17 protein-coding genes are annotated in these 18,783 nt (G+C 72.1%); 2 read left to right on the top strand and 15 right to left on the bottom strand.

Going from position 1 to position 18,783, the window contains the following annotated elements; all coding sequences use genetic code 11:
• Window positions 1-301: 301 nt before the first annotated feature.
• Genes H4W80_RS49260 through H4W80_RS49250 form a run of 3 tightly spaced genes read right to left on the bottom strand, consistent with a single transcriptional unit; the run spans window position 302 to window position 3,854 of the window.
• On the bottom strand, window positions 302-1,252 hold the full coding sequence (locus tag H4W80_RS49260; RefSeq protein WP_192791374.1) for an ARPP-1 family domain-containing protein: 951 nt from the start codon (window positions 1,250-1,252) through the stop codon (window positions 302-304).
• Window positions 1,249-2,790 carry a vWA domain-containing protein gene (locus H4W80_RS49255; protein WP_192791373.1) on the bottom strand — a complete coding sequence of 514 codons (1,542 nt, stop codon included), beginning with the start codon at window positions 2,788-2,790 and terminating at the stop codon, window positions 1,249-1,251. Before H4W80_RS49255 ends, H4W80_RS49260 begins: the two co-directional genes overlap by 4 nt.
• A gap of 38 nt (window positions 2,791-2,828) precedes the next feature.
• Window positions 2,829-3,854 (bottom strand): macro domain-containing protein, encoded by a 1,026-nt coding sequence (locus H4W80_RS49250; RefSeq protein WP_192791372.1) that lies wholly within the window; start codon window positions 3,852-3,854, stop codon window positions 2,829-2,831.
• Between the two features lie 475 nt (window positions 3,855-4,329).
• Here H4W80_RS49250 and H4W80_RS49245 point away from each other — a divergent pair, with 475 nt between their 5' ends.
• Both H4W80_RS49245 and H4W80_RS64815 read left to right on the top strand, forming a co-directional pair.
• Window positions 4,330-4,797, top strand: a complete 468-nt coding sequence (locus tag H4W80_RS49245) for a hypothetical protein (protein ID WP_192791371.1) — start codon at window positions 4,330-4,332, stop codon at window positions 4,795-4,797.
• Between the two features lie 103 nt (window positions 4,798-4,900).
• The gene (locus H4W80_RS64815; protein WP_192791370.1) at window positions 4,901-5,320 is read left to right on the top strand and encodes a transposase domain-containing protein; all 420 of its coding nucleotides are present in this window, start codon (window positions 4,901-4,903) and stop codon (window positions 5,318-5,320) included.
• On the opposite strand, the gene H4W80_RS49235 is transcribed toward H4W80_RS64815, so the two are convergent.
• The 12 genes from H4W80_RS49235 to lanM form a co-directional block, all read right to left on the bottom strand.
• Window positions 5,280-5,507 (bottom strand): hypothetical protein, encoded by a 228-nt coding sequence (locus H4W80_RS49235; RefSeq protein WP_192791369.1) that lies wholly within the window; start codon window positions 5,505-5,507, stop codon window positions 5,280-5,282. The genes H4W80_RS64815 and H4W80_RS49235 overlap by 41 nt on opposite strands.
• Window positions 5,508-5,890: 383 nt before the next feature.
• The gene (locus tag H4W80_RS49230; protein ID WP_192791368.1) at window positions 5,891-6,514 is read right to left on the bottom strand and encodes a response regulator transcription factor; all 624 of its coding nucleotides are present in this window, start codon (window positions 6,512-6,514) and stop codon (window positions 5,891-5,893) included.
• Window positions 6,511-7,641 carry a sensor histidine kinase gene (locus H4W80_RS64075; RefSeq protein ID WP_192791367.1) on the bottom strand — a complete coding sequence of 377 codons (1,131 nt, stop codon included), beginning with the start codon at window positions 7,639-7,641 and terminating at the stop codon, window positions 6,511-6,513. Before H4W80_RS64075 ends, H4W80_RS49230 begins: the two co-directional genes overlap by 4 nt.
• Window positions 7,642-7,710: 69 nt before the next feature.
• Window positions 7,711-8,349, bottom strand: coding sequence for a response regulator transcription factor (locus tag H4W80_RS49220; protein WP_192791366.1), 639 nt, complete (start codon window positions 8,347-8,349; stop codon window positions 7,711-7,713).
• Window positions 8,346-9,554, bottom strand: coding sequence for a sensor histidine kinase (locus H4W80_RS49215; RefSeq protein ID WP_192791365.1), 1,209 nt, complete (start codon window positions 9,552-9,554; stop codon window positions 8,346-8,348). Before H4W80_RS49215 ends, H4W80_RS49220 begins: the two co-directional genes overlap by 4 nt.
• On the bottom strand, window positions 9,533-10,336 hold the full coding sequence (locus H4W80_RS49210) for an ABC transporter permease (RefSeq protein WP_192791364.1): 804 nt from the start codon (window positions 10,334-10,336) through the stop codon (window positions 9,533-9,535). The genes H4W80_RS49215 and H4W80_RS49210 overlap by 22 nt, the downstream gene beginning before the upstream one ends.
• Window positions 10,333-11,238, bottom strand: coding sequence for an ABC transporter ATP-binding protein (locus tag H4W80_RS49205; RefSeq protein WP_318787413.1), 906 nt, complete (start codon window positions 11,236-11,238; stop codon window positions 10,333-10,335). The genes H4W80_RS49210 and H4W80_RS49205 overlap by 4 nt, the downstream gene beginning before the upstream one ends.
• 8 nt (window positions 11,239-11,246) lie before the next feature.
• The gene (locus H4W80_RS49200; RefSeq protein ID WP_192791363.1) at window positions 11,247-11,555 is read right to left on the bottom strand and encodes a hypothetical protein; all 309 of its coding nucleotides are present in this window, start codon (window positions 11,553-11,555) and stop codon (window positions 11,247-11,249) included.
• Window positions 11,556-11,595: 40 nt separating this feature from the next.
• A complete protein-coding gene (locus H4W80_RS49195) occupies window positions 11,596-11,910 on the bottom strand; it encodes a hypothetical protein (protein WP_192791362.1) in 315 nt (104 codons plus the stop codon).
• Window positions 11,910-13,301 carry a SagB/ThcOx family dehydrogenase gene (locus H4W80_RS64070; RefSeq protein WP_192791361.1) on the bottom strand — a complete coding sequence of 464 codons (1,392 nt, stop codon included), beginning with the start codon at window positions 13,299-13,301 and terminating at the stop codon, window positions 11,910-11,912. Before H4W80_RS64070 ends, H4W80_RS49195 begins: the two co-directional genes overlap by 1 nt.
• Window positions 13,298-15,559, bottom strand: coding sequence for a TOMM precursor leader peptide-binding protein (locus H4W80_RS49185; protein ID WP_192791360.1), 2,262 nt, complete (start codon window positions 15,557-15,559; stop codon window positions 13,298-13,300). Before H4W80_RS49185 ends, H4W80_RS64070 begins: the two co-directional genes overlap by 4 nt.
• 41 nt (window positions 15,560-15,600) lie before the next feature.
• Window positions 15,601-18,783: a type 2 lanthipeptide synthetase LanM gene (lanM, locus tag H4W80_RS49180; RefSeq protein WP_192791359.1), complete on the bottom strand. Its 3,183-nt coding sequence runs from the start codon at window positions 18,781-18,783 to the stop codon at window positions 15,601-15,603.

The raw sequence follows: 18,783 nt of genomic DNA, 5'->3' as shown, positions 1-18,783 counted from the left end.
CCGCAAGAGGTAACACCCAGTCAGAGGGCTGGCAAGATCTCAGTGCGGGACCGGTGGCCGGCGCCTCGACGGACCATAGAGCCGTTCTCGAAACGACGCCCTTACATGGCATGAGGGGTTGAGCCCGCCGCGCCCGGCGCAGTTCCCGCACTGATCATTCAACCTGTCGTCCTGGACCCGCCGCAACCGGATTTACCGGCTGTCGCCGTGGACCCGCCGCAACCGGATTTACCGGCTGTCGCCGTGGACCCGCCGCAACCGGATTTACCGGCTGTCGCCGTGGACCCGCCGCAACCGGCTTTTACCGGCTCGCGAACAGCGACGCGTACACCGGCCGCCCGTGCTCGACGACCACCTGCCCGGCCAGCCCGTCGCCGGTCACGGTGGACAGCCGCAGGTCGAGGTAGCGCTCCTCCTCGACCAGGCGCACGTCACCGGCGGGCGCGGGCAGCCAGGAGGCCACCTCGGCCTGGCGCGCGGCCCGGTCGCGCGCCAGCTCCGCGCGCAGCTCGGCCAGGCTGCCGGCGTCGTACGGCGCCGCCGGGGGCCGCTCGGGCTCGGCCCGCCAGGCGGCGACCCCGTACGCGAAGCAGACCAGCGCCATCCACACCTCGGCGAAATACACCGGATCGGGCGCCAGCTCCAGCCCCGCGAACCTGTCGCCCACGAAGAACAGCGCGCCGAGCTGGCCCGGCAGCAGTTCCAGCCGGCTCTGGAACTGGGTCAGCGTCGCCCGCTTGCGCGACAGGATCTGCTCCAGGTGCCCGCGAGACGGCAGCCCGCAGGCGGCGTTGAGCTTGGAGATGTCCGGCCACAGCTTGGCGTAGTCGTGGTGCCCGCGCAGCTCCAGCGCCTTGGCCCGCAGCTCGACCGGCAGCACGAAGAACCACTGGTCGCGGCCCTCCAGGTAGCCGCCCTGGCCGGCCTGGACGCAGCAGGCGTCGTCGAACCGCCTCGTCTGCCCGGCGCCCATCAGCGCCGCGGAGCACAGGGCGTGGTTCTGGGCGGCGTCCTGGATGTAGCCGATGTGCAGCGGCACGATCGCCACGCCCTCGCGGGCGCCGTTGAGCAGCTCGACCTGGCCGTACCCGACGACCCGCTCGAGCTTCAGCCCGGAGCGGGGCGGCACGATGCCCGGCCGCTCCGGACCCCAGATCGGCACCATGGTCAGCGCCCCGGCCCGCTGTGGCGCGCCCGCGCGGTAGCCGCGCAGGTCGAGCGGCGCGGGCAGGAGCGTCTCGAGGGCGGTCATATGCGTCCTCCTTCCAGTCGTCCTTCCAGTCGGCCTTCGAGCCCGCCTTCGAGCCCGCCTTCGAGCCCGCCTTCGAGCCCGCCTTCGAGTTGGCCTTCGAGTTGGCCTTCGAGTCGGCCTTCGAGCCGGCCTTCGAGCCGGCCTTCGAGCCGGCTCAGCATGGCCGTACGGATCCAGTCACGGCCGGGCGCGCAGTGGCCGAACAGCCACGGCAGGAGCCCGGCGAAGTCGTCCTGATGCCAGAACGGCCGGCGCGGCAGCCGCGGCGCCGGGTCGCGCAGGGTCAGGTCGTCGCCCGCGGTGAACGTGGCCTGGCAGAGCACCACCGGAGTGGTGACGCCCGCGCGGGGCAGCGTGGCCACGACCCTGGCCAGGTCGCCCGGCAGGACGTTCTCGTAGCCGTCGGTCACGATCACCACCAGGTCGGGCCGGGCGTCCAGGGCGTCAAGCAGCCGGGTCGCCAGATCGGTCGCACCTTCGGCAGTCTCGACCACCTCTTCGGCCGCCTCAACCGCTGCATCGGCGACCTCGACCGCTGTTGCGGCGACCTCGAACACCGCGAGGCGCTCACAAACCCCGCCTGCCTCGGCCACCGTGAGACGCTCGCAAACCCCACCCGTCTCGATCACAGTGAGACGCTCGCAAACCTCGGCCAGGACCAGCCTCAGCGCCGCCGCCTGCGACATGACCGCCCACTCCCGGTCGCCGTACCCCCGCATCGACCCCGACGTGTCGAGCACCACGGCCACGTGGCCGGCCAGGCGCGGCAGCCCGCGCGTCGCCTCCGCCACGTACCCCGCCAGCGCGGGACGCAGCTCGGCGGCCGGTCCGCCCCGGTAGAGATGCACCAGCGTCGCGGCGATGTCGCCCCGGTTGGTCGGCGTGACGATGGGCGGGCGCTCCCCGACCTGGTCGAGCGGCGCCGGCGGCTCCTGCGGGGCCACCGCGCCGTACGTGCCGGGCGCGTAGAGCGCCCGAACCCGCCCGATCGCCGCGGCCGGGTCGGAGGTGAAGCGCAGCAGGCTCCTGCGCAGCCGGCCGGAGCCGGTGTCACCCTCCGCGATCAGGCGGGCGCACCCGCGCGCGGTCGCCTTGCCGAGCGCATGCTCGAAACAGTCGACCAGCGCCGGCCGGCGGGCCTCGATGAGCGCGTCGGCCTCCGGGTGCTCCAGGACGAACGCGACGACGGCCCGCGTGGCGTGCTTGTGGTTGACGCGCAGCCGCCGCAGCGCCAGGAGCGCGGTGACGGCGTACGCCGGCGGCAGGCCGAACATGAGCGCCCTCGTGACCTTGGCCAGAATCGCGCGAGTGCGCTCGTCCAGGCCGTCCTGCGAGGCGGCCAGCGTGCACAGCAGCACGCGGGCCCGCTGCCAGGGGAGCGCACCGAGCACCAGCGCCAGCAGCGCGTATCCCTCGGGGTCGCTCAGCCGGGCAGTGCGGTGGAGCTCCGCGTCGTCCCAGGCCAGATCGCCGCCCCTGGACAGAACCAAAGGGGCGTCGTGCGTCCTGAAATGCTGGAGAAGAGTCGGGATGTCCACGGGACCGAGATTAAGGAATCCGGCCCGCCGGGCGACACCTATTTTTGCCGGGTACGTTTCTTCCCGGCCTTCCCGGCCGAAGAGATATGCGCGCACGCGTCAAGCGCTTTTTCGCAGACCGCCAATTCCGCGTCGGTGTAGGCCAGCAAATAGACGGTTTCGACGTGCCGGGGACGGCCGTCGGTCAGGTGGGCGACAATGGCCGTCAGCATGCTCTGGACCGTGGACTCGACATCGGCCGCCGCCTCCCCGGTCCCGAAGATGGGAAACACGATAGAACCCGCCCGCCGCCCGCCGTCGGCGATCTCCTCGGCCCGCAGGAACACGTTGCGCACGCACGTTCCGAGATCGTCCACCCGGCGGTACCCGACGCCGGCGGCCCCGTGGACGGCGGCGGCGTGCACGATGCCCATGACGCCGTTGCGCCCGGCGAGCTGGTGCGCCCCGGTCACGATGGCGATTCCCGGCTCCACGGGCACGTTGGCACCCACCCGCCGGCCGAGCTCGTCGGCCACGCAGTCCTCGACCACCCGCCCGGTCAGGGGGTCGCGCAGGGCGCCCTCGTACCGGATGACGGCGGAGATCGACCGCTCGTGGAACCTGGACATCTGCATGTCGGTGTTCTCGGAGTTCACCCAGACGTCCACGTCCTTGACGTTGCGCAGGTCGCCGGTGATGAGCACGAGCCGCCGGGAGGGCCGGCCGTGGACGGCGTACTCGTACGTGCGCGTCTCCTCGATGGGCTGCGGCCGCCGCATCTTGGCATGCGTGTCGATCTGCTCCCGCAGCGCACGGATCTCCTTCCGATATTCATCGGCCCGGTTCGCGGTGCGCAGGGACCGCAGCCCGTACCACCAGATGAACGCCCATAACCCGACGGCGCCCGTCATGGTGGCACCCTTGATCTCGGCGGAGAATTGGCTCTGCGGGAAGAATGAGAACAGGAGCGTGACGGGAAAGAGCGCGAGCAGGGTCCAGGAGATCATGTGCACCCGCTCGTTCCCACCGTCCGGCGAACGCCACTGCCAGCCGAAGGCCCCGAGCCCAAGAAGGAGACTGAACACCGCCGTAAGCAGAACAACGGGATCGGCCTTCATCCGCCCTCCCATCCAGAAAAAAGCGGGACGCAATTATCAGGCTAATACGTCAGCGAAGTCGACCGGGGTAGGTGGGCCAAAACCACCCACCCGTTACCCGACTGGGTGGTGACCCTGCTGACACCCACCCCAACCCCAAAGGCCCTCGCTCCGCTCGGACTGCCCTTCCAGGGGCGCGCCTGACGGCGCACCCGCGCCTGAACGGCGCCATCGAACCCACCCGTTGACCTCCGAAGCGGTGGGCCGCCTGATACCCACCCCGGACCGGGTGCCCTCCGGGCCAGGTCGGCCGATGGCGTTGTTTAATTTGCCAACCAGGGCGACATCGATCGCCCATCACTCGACCACCCGTTAGCTGCAGGGCACACCGCAGGGCCCTGGAAACACCGTGCTGCGGAATGGATGATGTTGGTAACGCTGTCTAAAGGCCTACGGAGCGGTGATGAACCACCAGACCCGGCGCGCGTTTACTCTTATCTTGCTCCTCGTGCCGGTGCTGCTGGTGGCGGGCATCTTGATGACGCTCCTCGCCGTCCGCACCATCGCATTCGAGGTGAGGGCCGTGCGGGGCGACGGTGTCATGGGGACCTTCACCGCTCAAGAGCTGGGCGTCTGCGGTCCCCGTACCAGCTGCTCCTGGTCCGGCTCCTATGTCTCCGCCGACCGACGCGAGGACTACATCAGCATCCGAGGGTTCAACCGGTACGAGCTTGCATCCGGTGACCGGGTATCGGCGATCGATGTCGGCGGTCCCGCAGCGGTCTATAGGCCGGGGCGCTTCGATGTCGTGGGATCAGTCGTACTCACGCTTGGCTCCCTGGCCCTGCTGATCTCCCCGGTCTACGTAGTAAGGAGGGCACGCCAGCGCCGGAGTGCCCGCGACTCAAGCAATGTGAAGACCAACGCCTGACCCGCCGCCGGGTAGGTCTGGGCCTTCGCCTCCCAGCCAGCCTGGATGTCCGCGGCCCGCTTAAGAGTCAGGCGAGCGGTCCTATGCCGCCCAGACAGCGATCTTGCAGGTAGCGACGCTTGATGATCTTTCCAGGGACACGGGCGGTTCCGGGCGGTTGACGGATCCGAGCGCGGTTTGCGCGCTGACTTCGCTGATCCCTTGCCAGGTCCTGGACCCGGCCATCGCCATGCGCGGATGCGGGGAGCGTCGCGTTCGCAAGCTCCCCGCGCACGTGCTCGTCTACCCGCTGATCGGGTTGTGCCTCTGCCCCGACGACGACTATGAGATCATCGAGAAACTGACGGGCACGCCGGCCCTGGCGTCGGCCCGCGAGGGCACTCAACGTATCCCTGACGCGTCCCCCGGGTCGGATCACCAGGGCGTCGTGCAGACCGCCCGGCTGCCGGGGACTCCCGCCGGGGCGCCGCAGGCGCGGAACTTCAGGTCGGGTCGCTTGACGTGCGCGCGGCCGGCGTTATGACGATCTCGCCGTCCCAGCGCGCCTCGAACGGCCCGCAGTACCCCCGCGTCCTGCCGCCGTCGGTGGTCACGTCCAGCGTGACCCAGTCGCCCTTCTTGGCTCCGGAGAGCTGGGCCCAGCCGTGCTGGATGCCCTGCACGTAGCCGGACATGACGTTGAACTGGGACGCCCATTGGCGCCGCCCCACCGCACCATCCGTACGGACTGCGGGTTGTTTCCGGTGTAGTGCCACCAGCCGCCGCAGTCGATCGGCCCTGCCGCCGCCCGCGCCCCCGCCCGCGCCCCCGTCGTCGCCCCCGTCGCCCCCGTGCTCGTCCCCGCGTTCGTCGCCGCGTTCGTCGCCGCGGTCGGGGCGGTCAGGAGCGCCCCCGTGACGACGGCCGCCAAAGCCATGACCAGGCCGAGTTGCCTTCCACGCATGTGTTTTCCCCTCCGTGTCGAACCGGGCCCCCTTACACGGACACACGCTAGGAAACGGACCTGTCGTGGTCCTGGCGTGGCGCTGTCGTCGGGCTTTCGCCGCGCCCGGCCGCCGCCCCCGGGATCGAGGGCCGGATGGGCGAGGGGCGGTCAGGGGTGGCGGAGGCCTTCGATCCAGCCTGATTCGGCGGCGATCCGAACGGCGTCGGTCCTGTTGCGGGCGCCGGTCTTGGTGATGGCGCTGGAGATGTAGTTGCGAACCGTCGCCGCCGACAGGTGCAGTTCGGCGGCGATCTCGCCGGTGCTGGCGCCCGAGCCGACCAGCCCCAGCACGGCCACCTCCCGCTCGGTCAGCGGGGTCACCGTGGCGCTCATCGCGGCCAGGGCCAGGGAGGCGTCGATCACCCGCTCGCCCTGGGAGACCCGGCGGATGCTCTCGGCCAGCCGCTCCGTGGGGGCGTCCTTGAGCAGGAATCCGCTCGCTCCCGCTTCCATCGCCCGCTTCAGCAGCGCGGCGCTGGCCAGGCCGGTGAGGATGAGTACGCGGCAGTCCGGCACCGCCGGTCTGAGACGGCGGGTGGCCTCGACGCCGTCGACGCCCGGCATCTCGATGTCGATGACGGCGACGTCCGGGCCGCAGGCGAGAGCGCGCGGGACGACCTTGTCACCTCGGTCGGCCTCGGCCACGACCTCGATGTCGCCTGTAAGGTTCAGCAGAGCTGTCAGGGCGCCCCTGACGACGCCGTGGTCCTCTGCGAGCAGGACGCGAATCACCGGTGACCACTCTCCCGATCGTGTACGGCGGGCAGGCAGACCCGCAACTGGAACACGCCTTCCCCGGTGGCGCCCGCCTCCAGGGATCCACCCAGTTTCTCCACCCGCCGGCGCAGCCCGGCGAGCCCCGAACCGGGTTGATGGCCCGTTTCGCGGCGGGTGCCGTCGTTGCGCACCAGCAGTTGAACGCGTCCGTCGACCTCGTCCAGCTCGATCAGGCAGTGCCGGGCGTCGCTGTGCCTGACGATGTTCGTGGCCGCCTCGCGTACCATCCAGCCGAGCACGCCGCCGGTCTCCTTGTCGATCTCCTTGAAGCCCAGGCGCAGGTCGCAGGTCGCGCCGGTGAGCTCGATCAGCGCGGCGGCCGCCGTCAGCTCCGCGCCCAGGTCGAGCGAGCGTTTGGCCTCCACGACGTCGCCGATCTCCGCGCGGGCCTCGCCGGCGATGGCGATCGTCCCCTCCACCTCGGCGGCGGCCTGCTTGCGGTTCACGTCGACCAGGGCCAGGGCCAGCTCCGTCTTCAGGGTGATCGACGCCAGCGTCTGGCCGAGCAGGTCGTGCAGCTGCCCCGCCAGCCGCAGCCGGTCCTGGTCCACGGCCATCTCGGCCAGCGCGACCCGCAGCTCGCGCAGCTCGCGGACGAACCTCGCATAATGCACGATGCCCGCGGCGACCACCGAGGCGACGAGCACTCCGGCGGCCCGCTGCGCCGCGGAGGACGCCACGGGACCCCACTCGACGAGCGTCAGCGGGTACTCGGCGGCGGCCACCGCCAGGAGCACGATGACGCCGTACCGGAAGGGCAGCAGGAGCAGCCCGGCGGTGGCGACGACGAGCGGCGTGTAGATCCACACCGATCCCTGGAACGGGATCGCCCCGTAGACGACGACGGCGAACAGCAGGAAGATCCGCGCCCGGTGAGGCCCCTGGCTCGTGCCCGCGATGTGCCGGGCGACGATCCTGGCGTACACCACGAGCAGCCCTCCGAGCAGCGCGAGCGCGATCAGGGCCCGGCCCGGATCGCCGTCGAGCAGGAAGGCGAGCGGGGTGAGGCCCCACAGCGCCCCGGTGACCGCGACGACGGCCGTCGTCAACCACCTGACCTGCGCTTCGCTGTCATGGGCCACCGGCGCACTCCCATATGTCAGGATGCATCATGATTTCGTACCGATCGTGACGCCTTCCTGGCCCGGGAATCAACTACCGGCGGCCACCGGTCCCTCGTTCAGCCACCCGTTCGCCCGCGCGATGCGCACGGCTTCCTCGTCGCTGCGGGCGCCCGTCTTCAGGCGGGCGGCGGCGAGGTAGTTCCTGATCGTGTGGATCGACAGGCCCAAGGTGCTGCGCAGGTCGCTGCCCCGCCCGCCGGCCGCGACGGCCGACAGCACGGCGATCTCCCGCGCGGTCAGCGGATTGGTGTCGATCTCCTGCTCGCCGCCGTCGGCGGCCACGTCGAAGTCGATGTAACGCTCGCCCCTGGCCACCACCCGGATGGCGTCGGTGAGCCGGTGGGCGGGCGCGTCCTTGACCAGGAAGCCGCGCACCCCCGCGGCCATGGCCCGCTCGAAGTTACCGGGCGTGCCGACACTGGTGAGAATGAGCACCGGGGGCGGCTGTTCCAGCTCCTTGATCAGGCCCGCCGCCTCGAGGCCGTCGATGCCCGGCAGCCCGATGTCCAGCAGCGCCACGTCCGGCTTGGAGCCGACGACGGCGGGCACGATCTCGTCGCCCCTGGACACCTCCTCGACCACGCGGATGTCCCGCTCCTCCGACAGCAGGGCGATCAGGGCACCTCTGATGAGGTCGTGGTCCTCCGCGATCAGAACTTTGATCATCTCCGGTCTCCTGTAGCAGAGGTGAGTGTGGCCGCCAGGGGGCGGCCGGGAACGTCCAGCGACAGCGTGAACCAGCCGTCTTCGGTGTGCCGTCCGCAGCTCCCGCCCACCTGCGCGAGCCGCTCGTCGAGCCCGGCCAGGCCGCTTCCGCCCACGGTCACCTCAGCGTCCGCCCCGGCCCCGGCCGCCGCGCCGGCGGTGATCGAGTCGCTGTCCGGGCGTACGCCGTCGTTGGCGACGGTCACTGTGATGCGGTCGCCCTCGGTCTCGACCCCGAGAAGGCAGACCGTGGCGTCGCTGTGGCGCAGCAGGTTGGTGGCCGCCTCGCGCACCGCCCAGGCCAGCGCCACGCGGACCTCCGGCGGCAACGAGGGCGGCAGTTCGGCGAAGTCGCATCGGACGCCGGCGGTCTCCAGCACCCGGCGCACCCCGCTCAGCTCCCTCTCCAGCGACATCTCGCGGTAGCCCTTGACCACCGCCCGCACGTCGTGCAGCGAGCGGCTGGCGATGTCGTGGATCTCCGTCAGCTCGCGGCGCAGCCGCCCGATCTCCTCCGGCGGGACCCGGATGCCCAGCTCGGTCCGCATGGCGATGACCGAGAGGTTGTGCCCCAGCACGTCGTGCAGCTCACGGGCGAACCTGAGCCGCTCCTCGGTGATGGCGAGCTTGGCGGCCTCCTCGCGGGTGCGCTGCAACTCGGCGAGCAAGGTCGCGAAGATGGTCAGGCCCGCGAGCGCGCCGGCCGTGAGCAGGTTCTGCAGCGAGCCGAAGAGCACCCAGCTCAGGTCCTGCGAGGCGGGCAGGACCAGGCCGGCGGCCAGCGAGGCGAAGAACCCCAGCGCGGCCCACCGGCCCCGCAGCGTGACCGCGAACGCGAGCGGAAGCATGAACCCGACGCTCAGCCAGGTGGGCCCGGCGGCGAAGGGCACGGCGAGGGCCAGCACGCACATCACGGCCAGCACCGCGAGATCCCACCGCGAACCCCGGTCGAGCACGGCCCGCACCGCCAGCCACAGGTAGCAGCCGGTGAGGCCGATGACGAGGACGACCGCGGTCACGACCCTGACGGAGGAGTAGGCGCCGAGCGCCTCCGCGAGCGGTACGGCGACGAAGGCCGCCATACCGACGAGGAAGACCCCGGCCGTGGCGCGGGCCAGCCGTACGGTGCCCGGCCCGACGCCCCTCAGCCTCTGCGAGGCTCCCACTTGAACCACCTTTTCGCGGCGAGCAATGACAGGACGAGCCAGGCGGCCAGGACGAGCCAACCCGGCCACATGACCAGGAAGCCCTCCAGGACCCCGACCTTTTGGGGCACGCCGGCCCCCGCGTGTCCCACGTAGTCCCGCCCGAGATAGGCGGTGCTGACCCCCTCGGCCACCCGCCCGAACGGGAGGAAGGAGGACACGATCCGCAACCAGCCGGGGAACGCCGAGACGGGGTAGGCGAACCCGGACAGGCCGATGGCGAGCAGCAGGAACGGCAGGCTCACCACGACCGTGGAGCCCTGCGCGGGAATCCTGCCGCTCACCGCGACGGCCATCGCGGCGAACACCGCGAGCCCGAGGAGCACCGTGACCACCAGCAGGGCGGGGTTGGCCGGCAGCTCGACACCGTGCATCACCCTGGCCAGGCCGACGATCAGCACGAGCTGCAGCAGGCCGATCGACAGCACGGTGAGGATCTCCCCGCCGAAGATGGCGAGGTCGGGCAGCTCCGTCCCGCGCAGCCGCTTGAGTATCAGCAGCTGCCGCCGCACGACGAAGGACTCCACCAGGGTCATGAAGCCCAGGTTGGCGATGCCCATCACGATGACGCCGGTCATGATGGCGACGTCGACCGGCGCCCCGTCCCTGGTCCCGCCCGGCAGCATCAGCGGCATCAGCCCCCCGAACACGACGGGGAAGAACAGGGCGACGCCGACCGACACCGGCGTGCGCCAGAACAGCATCTGGGTCAGCCGGAAGTGCGCGAGCGTGTAGGCGGTCACGTCCTGACCTCCTCCCCGTGCGCGCCGGCGATGTCGAGGAAGACCTCTTCGAGCGTCGCCTGGCGGACGTCCAGACCGGTGAGCCGCACGCCACGCGCGTGCGCCCACCCGAGCACGGAGTGCGCCACCGACTCGGGCTCGGCGGTGACGATGACGCACCGGCGCCCGGTCACGGTGAGCGCGTCCTGCTCGCCCACCGGCAGCCCTTCGAGGGCGGTGTCCTCGGGCACGTCGAAGGCGACCCGGCCCGAGCCCCGGCCCAGCACCTCCGCCATCGTCCCCTGGGTGACGATCCTGCCCTTGTCCATGATGGCCACCCGGCCGGCGAGCTCCTGGGCCTCCTCCAGGTAGTGCGTGGTGAGCAGCACCGTCATCCCGCCGGCCGCGAGATCCCTGACCAGGTCGCGGACCCGGTGGCGGGCCTCGGGGTCGAGCCCCGTGGTCGGTTCGTCGAGGAACAGCAGGTCGGGGCTTCCGAGCGTGGCCAGCGCGATGTCGAGCTTGCGCCGCTCGCCGCCGGACATCCGCTTGACCCGCGTCCGGGCCTGGCCGGACAGCCCCACCAGCTCCAGCGCCTCGGCCACGGGCCTGGCGCCGGTGGTGAACCTGCTCCAGGCGGCCACCGTCTCGGCCGCCGACAGGTCGCCGAACAGGCCGGACTCCTGCAGCACCAGGCCGATCCTGGCGCGCGGGGCGCGGTGTCCCGCCGGGTCCTCGCCGAACACCCGCACGGTGCCCCCGGAGGGCCTGAGGTAGCCCTCCAGGATCTCGATCGTGGTGGTCTTGCCCGCGCCGTTCGTGCCGAGGAGGGCGAACACCTCCCCCGTGCGGACGTCGAAGGAGACGTCGTCCACGGCGGTGAAATCCCCGTAGCGCTTGCGAAGTCCCAGGACCTCGATCACCGTCTCGCTCACTGCGGGTCGCCGAAGCAGACCGAGTTGCACAGGGCGGTGCCGATCGAGCTGGCCGTGCCGTCCGTCGTGTACGCCACGGAGCCGGCGGCCGACTCCAGCTCGGCGACGTCGAACTCGCCCTCCGGCTTGGGCGGCAGCGGCGGCGTGGGCACACCCTCCGGGTAGGCGATGCCGTACTGGCTCAGCAGGGCCCCCGGGTCGCTCTCGTAACGACCCCGCAGCCCGCCGTCCTGCCACGTCGCCGCCACCAGCCGGGCGAACTTCCTGCGGTCCTCGTCCCCGAAGACGTACATGCTCTCAGCCATCAGAGGTCTCCTTTTATGTGTGGATACGAGCGCGATCGGGTCAGAACGTGTCGCCTGCCGTGTCGGGGACGCTCGGCCCGGTCATGGTGGTGAGCGTGAGTATGGTGCTGACCGAGCTGGGCGCGGACGTGCCGGCGGCCGTCTCCAGGTCGGTGATGTCGAACTCGCCCTCCGGCTTGGGCGGCAGCGGCGGTGTGGGCACGCCCTCGGGGTAGGCGATGCCGTACTGGCTCAGCAGGGCCCTGGGGTCGCTCTCGTAACGACCCCGCAGCTCGGCGTCCTGCCACGCCGCCGCCACCAGCCGGGCGAACTTCCTGCGGTCCTCGTCCCCGAGGATGTAGATGCTTTCGGCCATCAGCGGTCTCCTTGTCTGTGCGGATCGGACTCTGCGGGGGCGCCGCCGATGAGGAAGTCCCCGACCGACGACTCGGTGGCCCAGTCGAGGCCGAGGGTGCGGGCGGCCAGGTCGGCGTCGCCGCTGCCGAGGCCGCAGGGCGCCAGGCCCATCGCGGTGGCCACCAGGTAGAAGGTCTGGTAGAGCGCGCCGACGGTCTTCAACGTGGCGGCGTAGGCGATCGAGGAGTATTTCCACGACATGCGCTGGAAGCGCGAGGTGATGGTGATCAGCACGTCCGGGCTGGCCGTCCCGCCCGTGGCCTGGCTCGCCGCGGCCAGCATCGCCCGCGCGTCCTCGTCCCTGGCGGGGAGCGTGACGAGCCGGTGCCCGAGCGGGTCGTAGTAGTAGACGCCGCTGTCCAGGCCCTCGCATCGGGCCACGGTCAGGTACAGCTCCAGCTCGTAGACGGCGCCGCCGCCGGGGTAGGGCCTGCTGCTGGCCTCGTACGGCATGCCCGGCCCCGGCCCGAAGACGCGCCTGACCCTGGCCGCCCGGTAGAGCAGCTCGCCGAGCTGCCGGACCGTCGGCGGGCCGGCGTACTGGCGCACCGATCTGCGCGACTCCAGCACGGTGGTGAACGGCGGGTCGGCCGCGGCGGCCTCCTCCAGGGAGGGCGTGTACAGCTCGACGGCGGCGCCCTCGGGAGGCTGCTTGATCACCAGTGGCGGCGTCTCGTCCAGGAAGCGGAAGGTCGCGCCGAACGGCTGGTCGTGCCGCCCCGCCCTGCTCCTGGCGTGAAAGAGCAGGTCGTGGAAGTCCCACGAGCGCAGCGCGGGGTCGCGCTCCTCGGCGTCTCCGGCGATGGCCATGCCGGCGGCGACCAGATGGCCGATCGCCTCCGGCGCCTCCTTCACCATGACCGGGCGGCCGAGCGCCGCGAGCAGCGGCATGGCGTCCTCGGTGAGCGTGACGCGGTGCCGGGACAGCGGGGACTCCAGGACGAGTCCCTCGTCCGCCCTGCGGACGAGCGCGAACCTCGACAGGCGCACGGTGTCGCCGGGGGCGAGGACGGGCGGCCGGAAGCGGGCGTCGCGGGCGACGGGCACCACCCGCAGCAGCGGCTCGACCGCGTGGACGAGGACCGGGCTCAGCCGCGACAGCGTCAGGTACAGCAGGGCAGCGTCGTGGCTGCTGCCGCCCGCCGCGAGGAGCCGATCGGCCAGCTCGTCCTGGTCGGCCAGCGTGCCGGGCAGCTCGCGCAGCAGCGACTCGACGGCCTGCGGCAGGCCGCGCAGGGTGACCGTGCCGAAGGGTTGCGCGATGGTCAGCACGCCGTGCGCGGACTCGACGACGGCGTCCTCGCGCAGGCCCACCATCGGCAGGGGCGTGGGGACCACGGAGCCGGTCACAGGAACATCGTGATGGGGTTCATCTGCTCCTCCGGGGTGGGCTCGGCGAGCCAGCCGAGCCGTACGGGCACGTCGTAGAGGCGGCCGGGGGCCAGCCGCCGCCAGAAGTGGCGCAGGCCGGGCACGATGACCTTGACGACCGGCAGGCCGATGTCGGGCCTGGTCTGGTCGAGCACGAGCATCTCCATCCCGCGCTCCTCGACCAGCGCGCGGGCCGCTTCGACGTCGTCGAGCAGGTCGGTGGTGGCCGGCCGGTCGTAGGCGGAGGCGGGCACGGAGGTCGTGGTGGGCGAGAGGTAGGGGTGGTCGGCGACGCGCGCGTTCGTCCACCAGTCGATCTGGTCGGGCTCGGGGAACCGGTAACGGGTGACGCCGTCCGCGCCGACGTCGATGACCGCGGGGATGAACTGGTTCAGCTCGGCCAAGGCGCGCTGGACGGCGATGCGCACGTCGAAGTGCGCGCCGAAGGCCATGAGGATGTCCTCGGTCGGCCCGTCGACCCGGCGGCTGATCGCGGCGGCCACCGGGACGCCGAGGTCGTTGGTGAGGTCGAGCACGTGCAGGTCGCGGCCGAGACCGGCGTAGACCTCCTGGAACTCGGAGATCCACGGGTCGGCGAAGGTGCCGAGGTCGAAGGCGGGCCGGCGCAGGCGGTTGTACCACCACACGGCCACCGCGTCCCGCTCGACGAGCTCCATGAAGCCCTGCAGGACGGCGTCCTCCAGGGAGGAGCCGGCGGCGTTGCCGTTGGAGTCGGCCCAGGCGTAGAGCGGGCCGGTGGGGCGGGAGCCGTTGTTGTAGTAGTAGTACAGGTAGCCGGTGGGCAGGTACTTGTGCCGCCGCTCGGTCAGCGACCACACGGGCGTCCATTCGATCGAGGCGTCCTCGTCGAAGGGGTCGTTGACGTAGGAGTAGCTGCTGCCGGTGCGGAGCTCCCGGCGGGTGCGATATTGGGCGTCGCTGTAGAGCGAGCAGGTGTTCGGGTGTATGGCGTCCGCGCCGAGCTCCCGCAGGCTCGCCGTGCGCCTGGCCTCGTCGCCCTGGAAGATGCCCGAGTAGCGCTCCATCGCCTCGCACATGGCGCTGACCTTGGCCTGCAGGTCGGTCATGCCCTTGCCGGCGCTCTGGGTCCGCAGGCCCTTGCGCAGCGTGGCGAGGTCGCGGGTCTCCCGGGCGAAGTTGTGCCCGGCCACGTACGCCTTGACGAACGGCGTTCTGGTGTCCATCCGGGTGAGTTCGCGGATGACGCCGGTGACCGGGCTGACCAGGTGGGCGTACCGCTCGGCGGTGTCCTCCGGGTGCCGGGAGCGGTGGCCGCCGTCGGCGGTGAAGGTCTTGGGCCGTGAGCGCAGCTCGACCGGGGACTGCGCGGCCGCGGCCATCAGGCCGGCGTCGCCGCACTCGGGGCACTGCGGCCTGCGCCGCAGCTCGTGGCGGGTGGCGCCGAGGTGCATGGTGTCGAAGGTGATCAGATCGCGCTGCTGCGGGCTCCTCACCCCGGCCAGCCACTTCGCCGCCTCGGCCGCGACGAGCCGCACGCCCGCGCCGCGGGTCAGCGCCAGGTCGGCGGCGGGCAGGGCCAGCGGGCGGCCGGCCCGCAACCGGTCCTCCACGTACGTCAGCGACTGCCGGTGCCCTTCCATCCGCTGGGACAGGCATCGCCAGCAACCGCCGTCGCCCTCCCCCTGCTGGAAGACGGGGCCCAGCCAGAGGACGGGGCCGGTCGCGCGGGCCAGCAGCCATGGCCGTCGCTCCGCCAGGTGCCGCCGGTTGATGTCGGCCAGCTCGCCGCGCAGGTAGTCGTCGGTCAGCACGACGGTCAGCGCCGCGTCCTCCCCGGGGCCGGTCACCTCGACGCCCTCGGCGACCAGCAGGCTCCGCAGCTCCTCGGCGGGCACCTCACCGACGGTGAGCAGCTCGGCCCGCCCGCCGCGCACCGCGGCGACCGCCTCCTGCGCCTGGAGTCCCGCCATCTCCCAGTACGCGGCCGTGCTCCGCTCCACGTCCTCGGTGACGTCGACCAGCAGATCCCGCTGCCGGAGCGTCTGGAGCACGTAGTAGACGTTCTCCGGCGGGATGTCCGGCTCCACCGCGACCAGGATGTCGTTGACGGTGTGCTTGCCGTCGAGCAGTCCGGCCACCGCCTCGATCGACCGGCCGGTGAGCACGTGCGTGTCGCGCTCGTTGATCAGGAAGACCCCGTCTCCCTCGATGACCTCGACCCTGAAGTGGCGGCGGAAAGATGGTCGGGCGTCCATGGCGTTCCTTTCGGTCAGTGCACCCGGTCAGTGCGTCCGGGTCAGTGCACGAGGCGCAGCGAGGCGACCTGGTCGTCGGCGAGCCGGAGGAGGGTGAGCCCCGCCGCGGCGAGCCCGTCGATGGCGGACAGGGACAGGCGGTCGGCGCGCCGCCGGTCGGCGAACCAGCGGCCCGTGTGGTCGCGGCGGCGCAGCAGCTCGGCGGCCAGTTCGCGGGCCGACCGCTCCAGCGCCTCGTCGCCGGTCAGGCGGGCGGTGTGCAGCGCCACCTCGGCGTCCACGACGAGCCGCGCGCAGGACCGTCCGGCGTCGGGCGCGCAGTACCTGGCCAAGCGCTCCCGCAGGTCGCCGGGCACCTCGCCGGTGAGGAGGTGGGCGGTGGCGACGGCGGCGAGCAGCGAGCCGGGCGTGTCGAGGGCGAACCGGTGCGCCAGCAGCGGCGCGGCGGCGGAACCGGTCTCCCCCAGCGCGGCCGCGCTGGCGGCCAGCGCCCACACCAGCCCGTCCACCCCGGTGGGCACCCCGTCGAGCGCGGGCACGCCCGGCGGGTACGGCGACCGGGCCGCGCCGTCGCCGGCCAGCTCGGCCATCAGCTCCTCGTGCAGCCGCGCGGCCAGCGCCTCGGCCTCGGGGACCCCCATCGGGGCGGCCTCGCGCAGCTTGTGCAGGGCGAGCAGCAGCCCGGCCCGGCCCAGCACGGGCTCGGCGCAGGTCGGCAGGGACAGCTGGGCCTCGGCGAGCGGCACCAGCGCCGCCGCCCGCTCCACGAGCCTGGTGTCGGCCAGGGCGGCGCCGCAGCGGCTCAGCGCGTAGATGGTCGAGCCGAGTCCCACGAACGCCCCGACGGGCGCGAGCGTCCCGCACATCCTGCGGTAGACGCCCGACTGCGTGGACAGCGTCGCGAACTCGGCCGAGGCGTCCAGCGCGTCCTGCGCGGCCGTCCAGTGGCCGGGGGCGCCCGTGTTGGCGTACAGCTCGGCGAGGAAGACGGCGAGGCCGGCGGTGCCGGTGAGCAGGTCGCCCTGAAGGGGTTCGACCTGGTCCAGGCCGTGCGCGGGATAGGTGACCACGCCGATCCAGCCGGAGCGCTCGCCGACGGGGCCGCCCGCGGGCGTGCCGAGCGGGACGGCGCTGGCGAGCACCTGGTCGGCCAGCTCGCCGGCGCGGGCGAGCAGCACCTCGGCCTCGGGCTCCGCCCGCCGGCCCGACAGGTCGTAGACGTACTGGCCGATCTCACGCACCGTGCGGGGCCGGGGCCCGGGGCCGGGGAACGAGGTGGGCAGTTGCCGCGCGCCCGTGAAGTCGAGGCAGGTCTCCAGCACGGCGAGCTGCTCGTCCACCGGGAACCCCGCCAGGTCGGCGAGGCGGTCCTGGAGCCGCTGCCACGCCGTGCCCGAGAAGTGCCCGGGAATCTCGACGCCGTCGGGGGTGAACACCGAGTCCGAGCCGGGCCTGGAGACGAACAGGGGGACGTCCATCCGGCGGAACGCGTCGATCTCCTGCTCGACGATCTCCAGGATGTCCTCGCGCCCCGGGTCCCGCCGCAGCGTCTCGCGGGCGCTGCGGAACAGGTGGGCGAGGGTGACCTCCCTGGCCATCCCGTCGATCAGCGCCCCCGGGCTCAGGCTCATGCCGAGCAGCTCGACGCAGTCCCAGGTGCTGCGCCAGATGTAGCGGACCGGCGCGTCCTCCAGCAGCGCGAGCGGGCCGCGGGCGTCGGCCAGCAGCTCCCGGTTGCGCGTCAGGCAGTCCTGCATCTGCCGGTAGCCCTCGGCCACCTCGTCGGCGTAGCGGCTCGGGTCGGCCAGCTCCCCCGCGCCCCACGTGGGCCGGTACGGCGGCGCCTCCCAGCCGAGCGGATACAACTGGGGGCTCTGCGCGACCTGCTCCTGCAGTCCGGCCATGCAGCCGATGTCGTGCGCCTGGACGCCGCCCGCGATCACCCGGGGAAAGCTGATGACGGCGGTCTTGACCACCGTCTCCTCGACCTGCCCCCACAGGGACTGGATGCGGTCGCCGATGAGGGCGGGCTTGCTGATGCGCGCCTGGAGGACGTTCTCCAGGTCGATGAAGACCGGCGTGTCGCCCTTGGCGACCAGGTTGTCGGCCCACAGGTCGCGGCACTCCAGGAACTGGGCGAGCCTGGCCAGCATGCCCAGGCGCGTGTAGTAGCGCCGTACGCTGTCCTCGTCGGTGGCGGGCTCGGCGGTGACGTACTCCTCCCAGCCGTAGCCGTCGCGCAGGACGACCGCGCGGGTGTGCAGGGTGAGCGGCAGCCCGTGGTTGTTCAGCAGCGTGCACACGTCCATCAGCCCGACCACGGAGCGCAGGTCCTTCGGCTTGTAGACGACCCGCTCGCCCGAGGCGAAGGTGAGCAACGTGACCACCCGGCCGTGGTTGTGCGGGTCGCCCGAGTCGCCGGAGTATCCCGTGACCGGTCCGGGGGCGGTCCAGCCCCACAGCGTCCTGCGCAGCTCCGGCAGGTCGGCGTTCAACCGGTCGAACAGCTCGTGGACGATGCGCCGCCACTGCAGGCAGGCCATGCCCATGACGTAGGCCAGCCCCGGGAGCGTCTCCAGCCGGTCGAGCCAGCCGGACTGGCTGACGTCCAGGCCGGGGCTCTGCAGCCAGGCGGACACGTCGTTGGCGGTGCCGGCGAGCTGCGCCTCGAACGCGAAGCCGGAGAAGCAGACCTGCGTCAGGCGCTCGATCAGCTGGCCCGCGATGTCCTCGCACGCCTCGGGGGTGACGGGGACTCCGCGTAGCGTCCCGTCCTTCATGTCCACCAGCCGGTTGACGGCGCGTCTGAACGCCACGAACGGGGAGCCGGGCCGCCCGGACGCGGGGTCGGCCGCGGCCGTGGGCGGCTGGGCGAGCAGGAAGTCCACCAGGGCGTAACCCCAGTCGGGCAGCCTGCGCGGGTCGGCGAGCCGGACGTCGACGAGCCCGGCGCCGAGGTCGCGGCCGGAGCGCCTGCGGTGGTGCAGCAGCGCCCGCTTGGCGTCCTCGTCGTCGCCGACGGCGGCCTTCAGCCAGCGTTTGGTGCGCTCGGACGCCTGGCGCGGGCTGCGCCCCGCCACGGGGACGAAGAACTCTCCCGACACGCGCTCGGGGAAGGGCGCCGCCGCGGCGAGCACGGCGATCAGCCGTTCGTCCCCACCTGGAACTGCGAGCAGGCCCTCGCCCTGCGCTTCGGCGTATCCGGCGTGAACCGAGACCGTCAT

The organism is Nonomuraea angiospora, from assembly GCF_014873145.1.
Classification (GTDB): domain Bacteria; phylum Actinomycetota; class Actinomycetes; order Streptosporangiales; family Streptosporangiaceae; genus Nonomuraea; species Nonomuraea angiospora.
This window is presented reverse-complemented; position numbering and strand designations above follow the sequence as displayed.

Bases quoted from the DNA above. Each gene is read 5' to 3' on its own strand.
- H4W80_RS49260 (WP_192791374.1), bottom strand. From the start codon at position 1,252: ATGACCGCCCTCGAGACGCTCCTGCCCGCGCCGCTCGACCTGCGCGGC.
- H4W80_RS49245 (WP_192791371.1), top strand. From the start codon at position 4,330: ATGAACCACCAGACCCGGCGCGCGTTTACTCTTATCTTGCTCCTCGTG.
- H4W80_RS49220 (WP_192791366.1), bottom strand. From the start codon at position 8,349: ATGATCAAAGTTCTGATCGCGGAGGACCACGACCTCATCAGAGGTGCC.
- H4W80_RS49200 (WP_192791363.1), bottom strand. From the start codon at position 11,555: ATGGCTGAGAGCATGTACGTCTTCGGGGACGAGGACCGCAGGAAGTTC.
- H4W80_RS49195 (WP_192791362.1), bottom strand. From the start codon at position 11,910: ATGGCCGAAAGCATCTACATCCTCGGGGACGAGGACCGCAGGAAGTTC.
- H4W80_RS49185 (WP_192791360.1), bottom strand. From the start codon at position 15,559: ATGGACGCCCGACCATCTTTCCGCCGCCACTTCAGGGTCGAGGTCATC.
- lanM (WP_192791359.1), bottom strand. From the start codon at position 18,783: ATGACGGTCTCGGTTCACGCCGGATACGCCGAAGCGCAGGGCGAGGGC.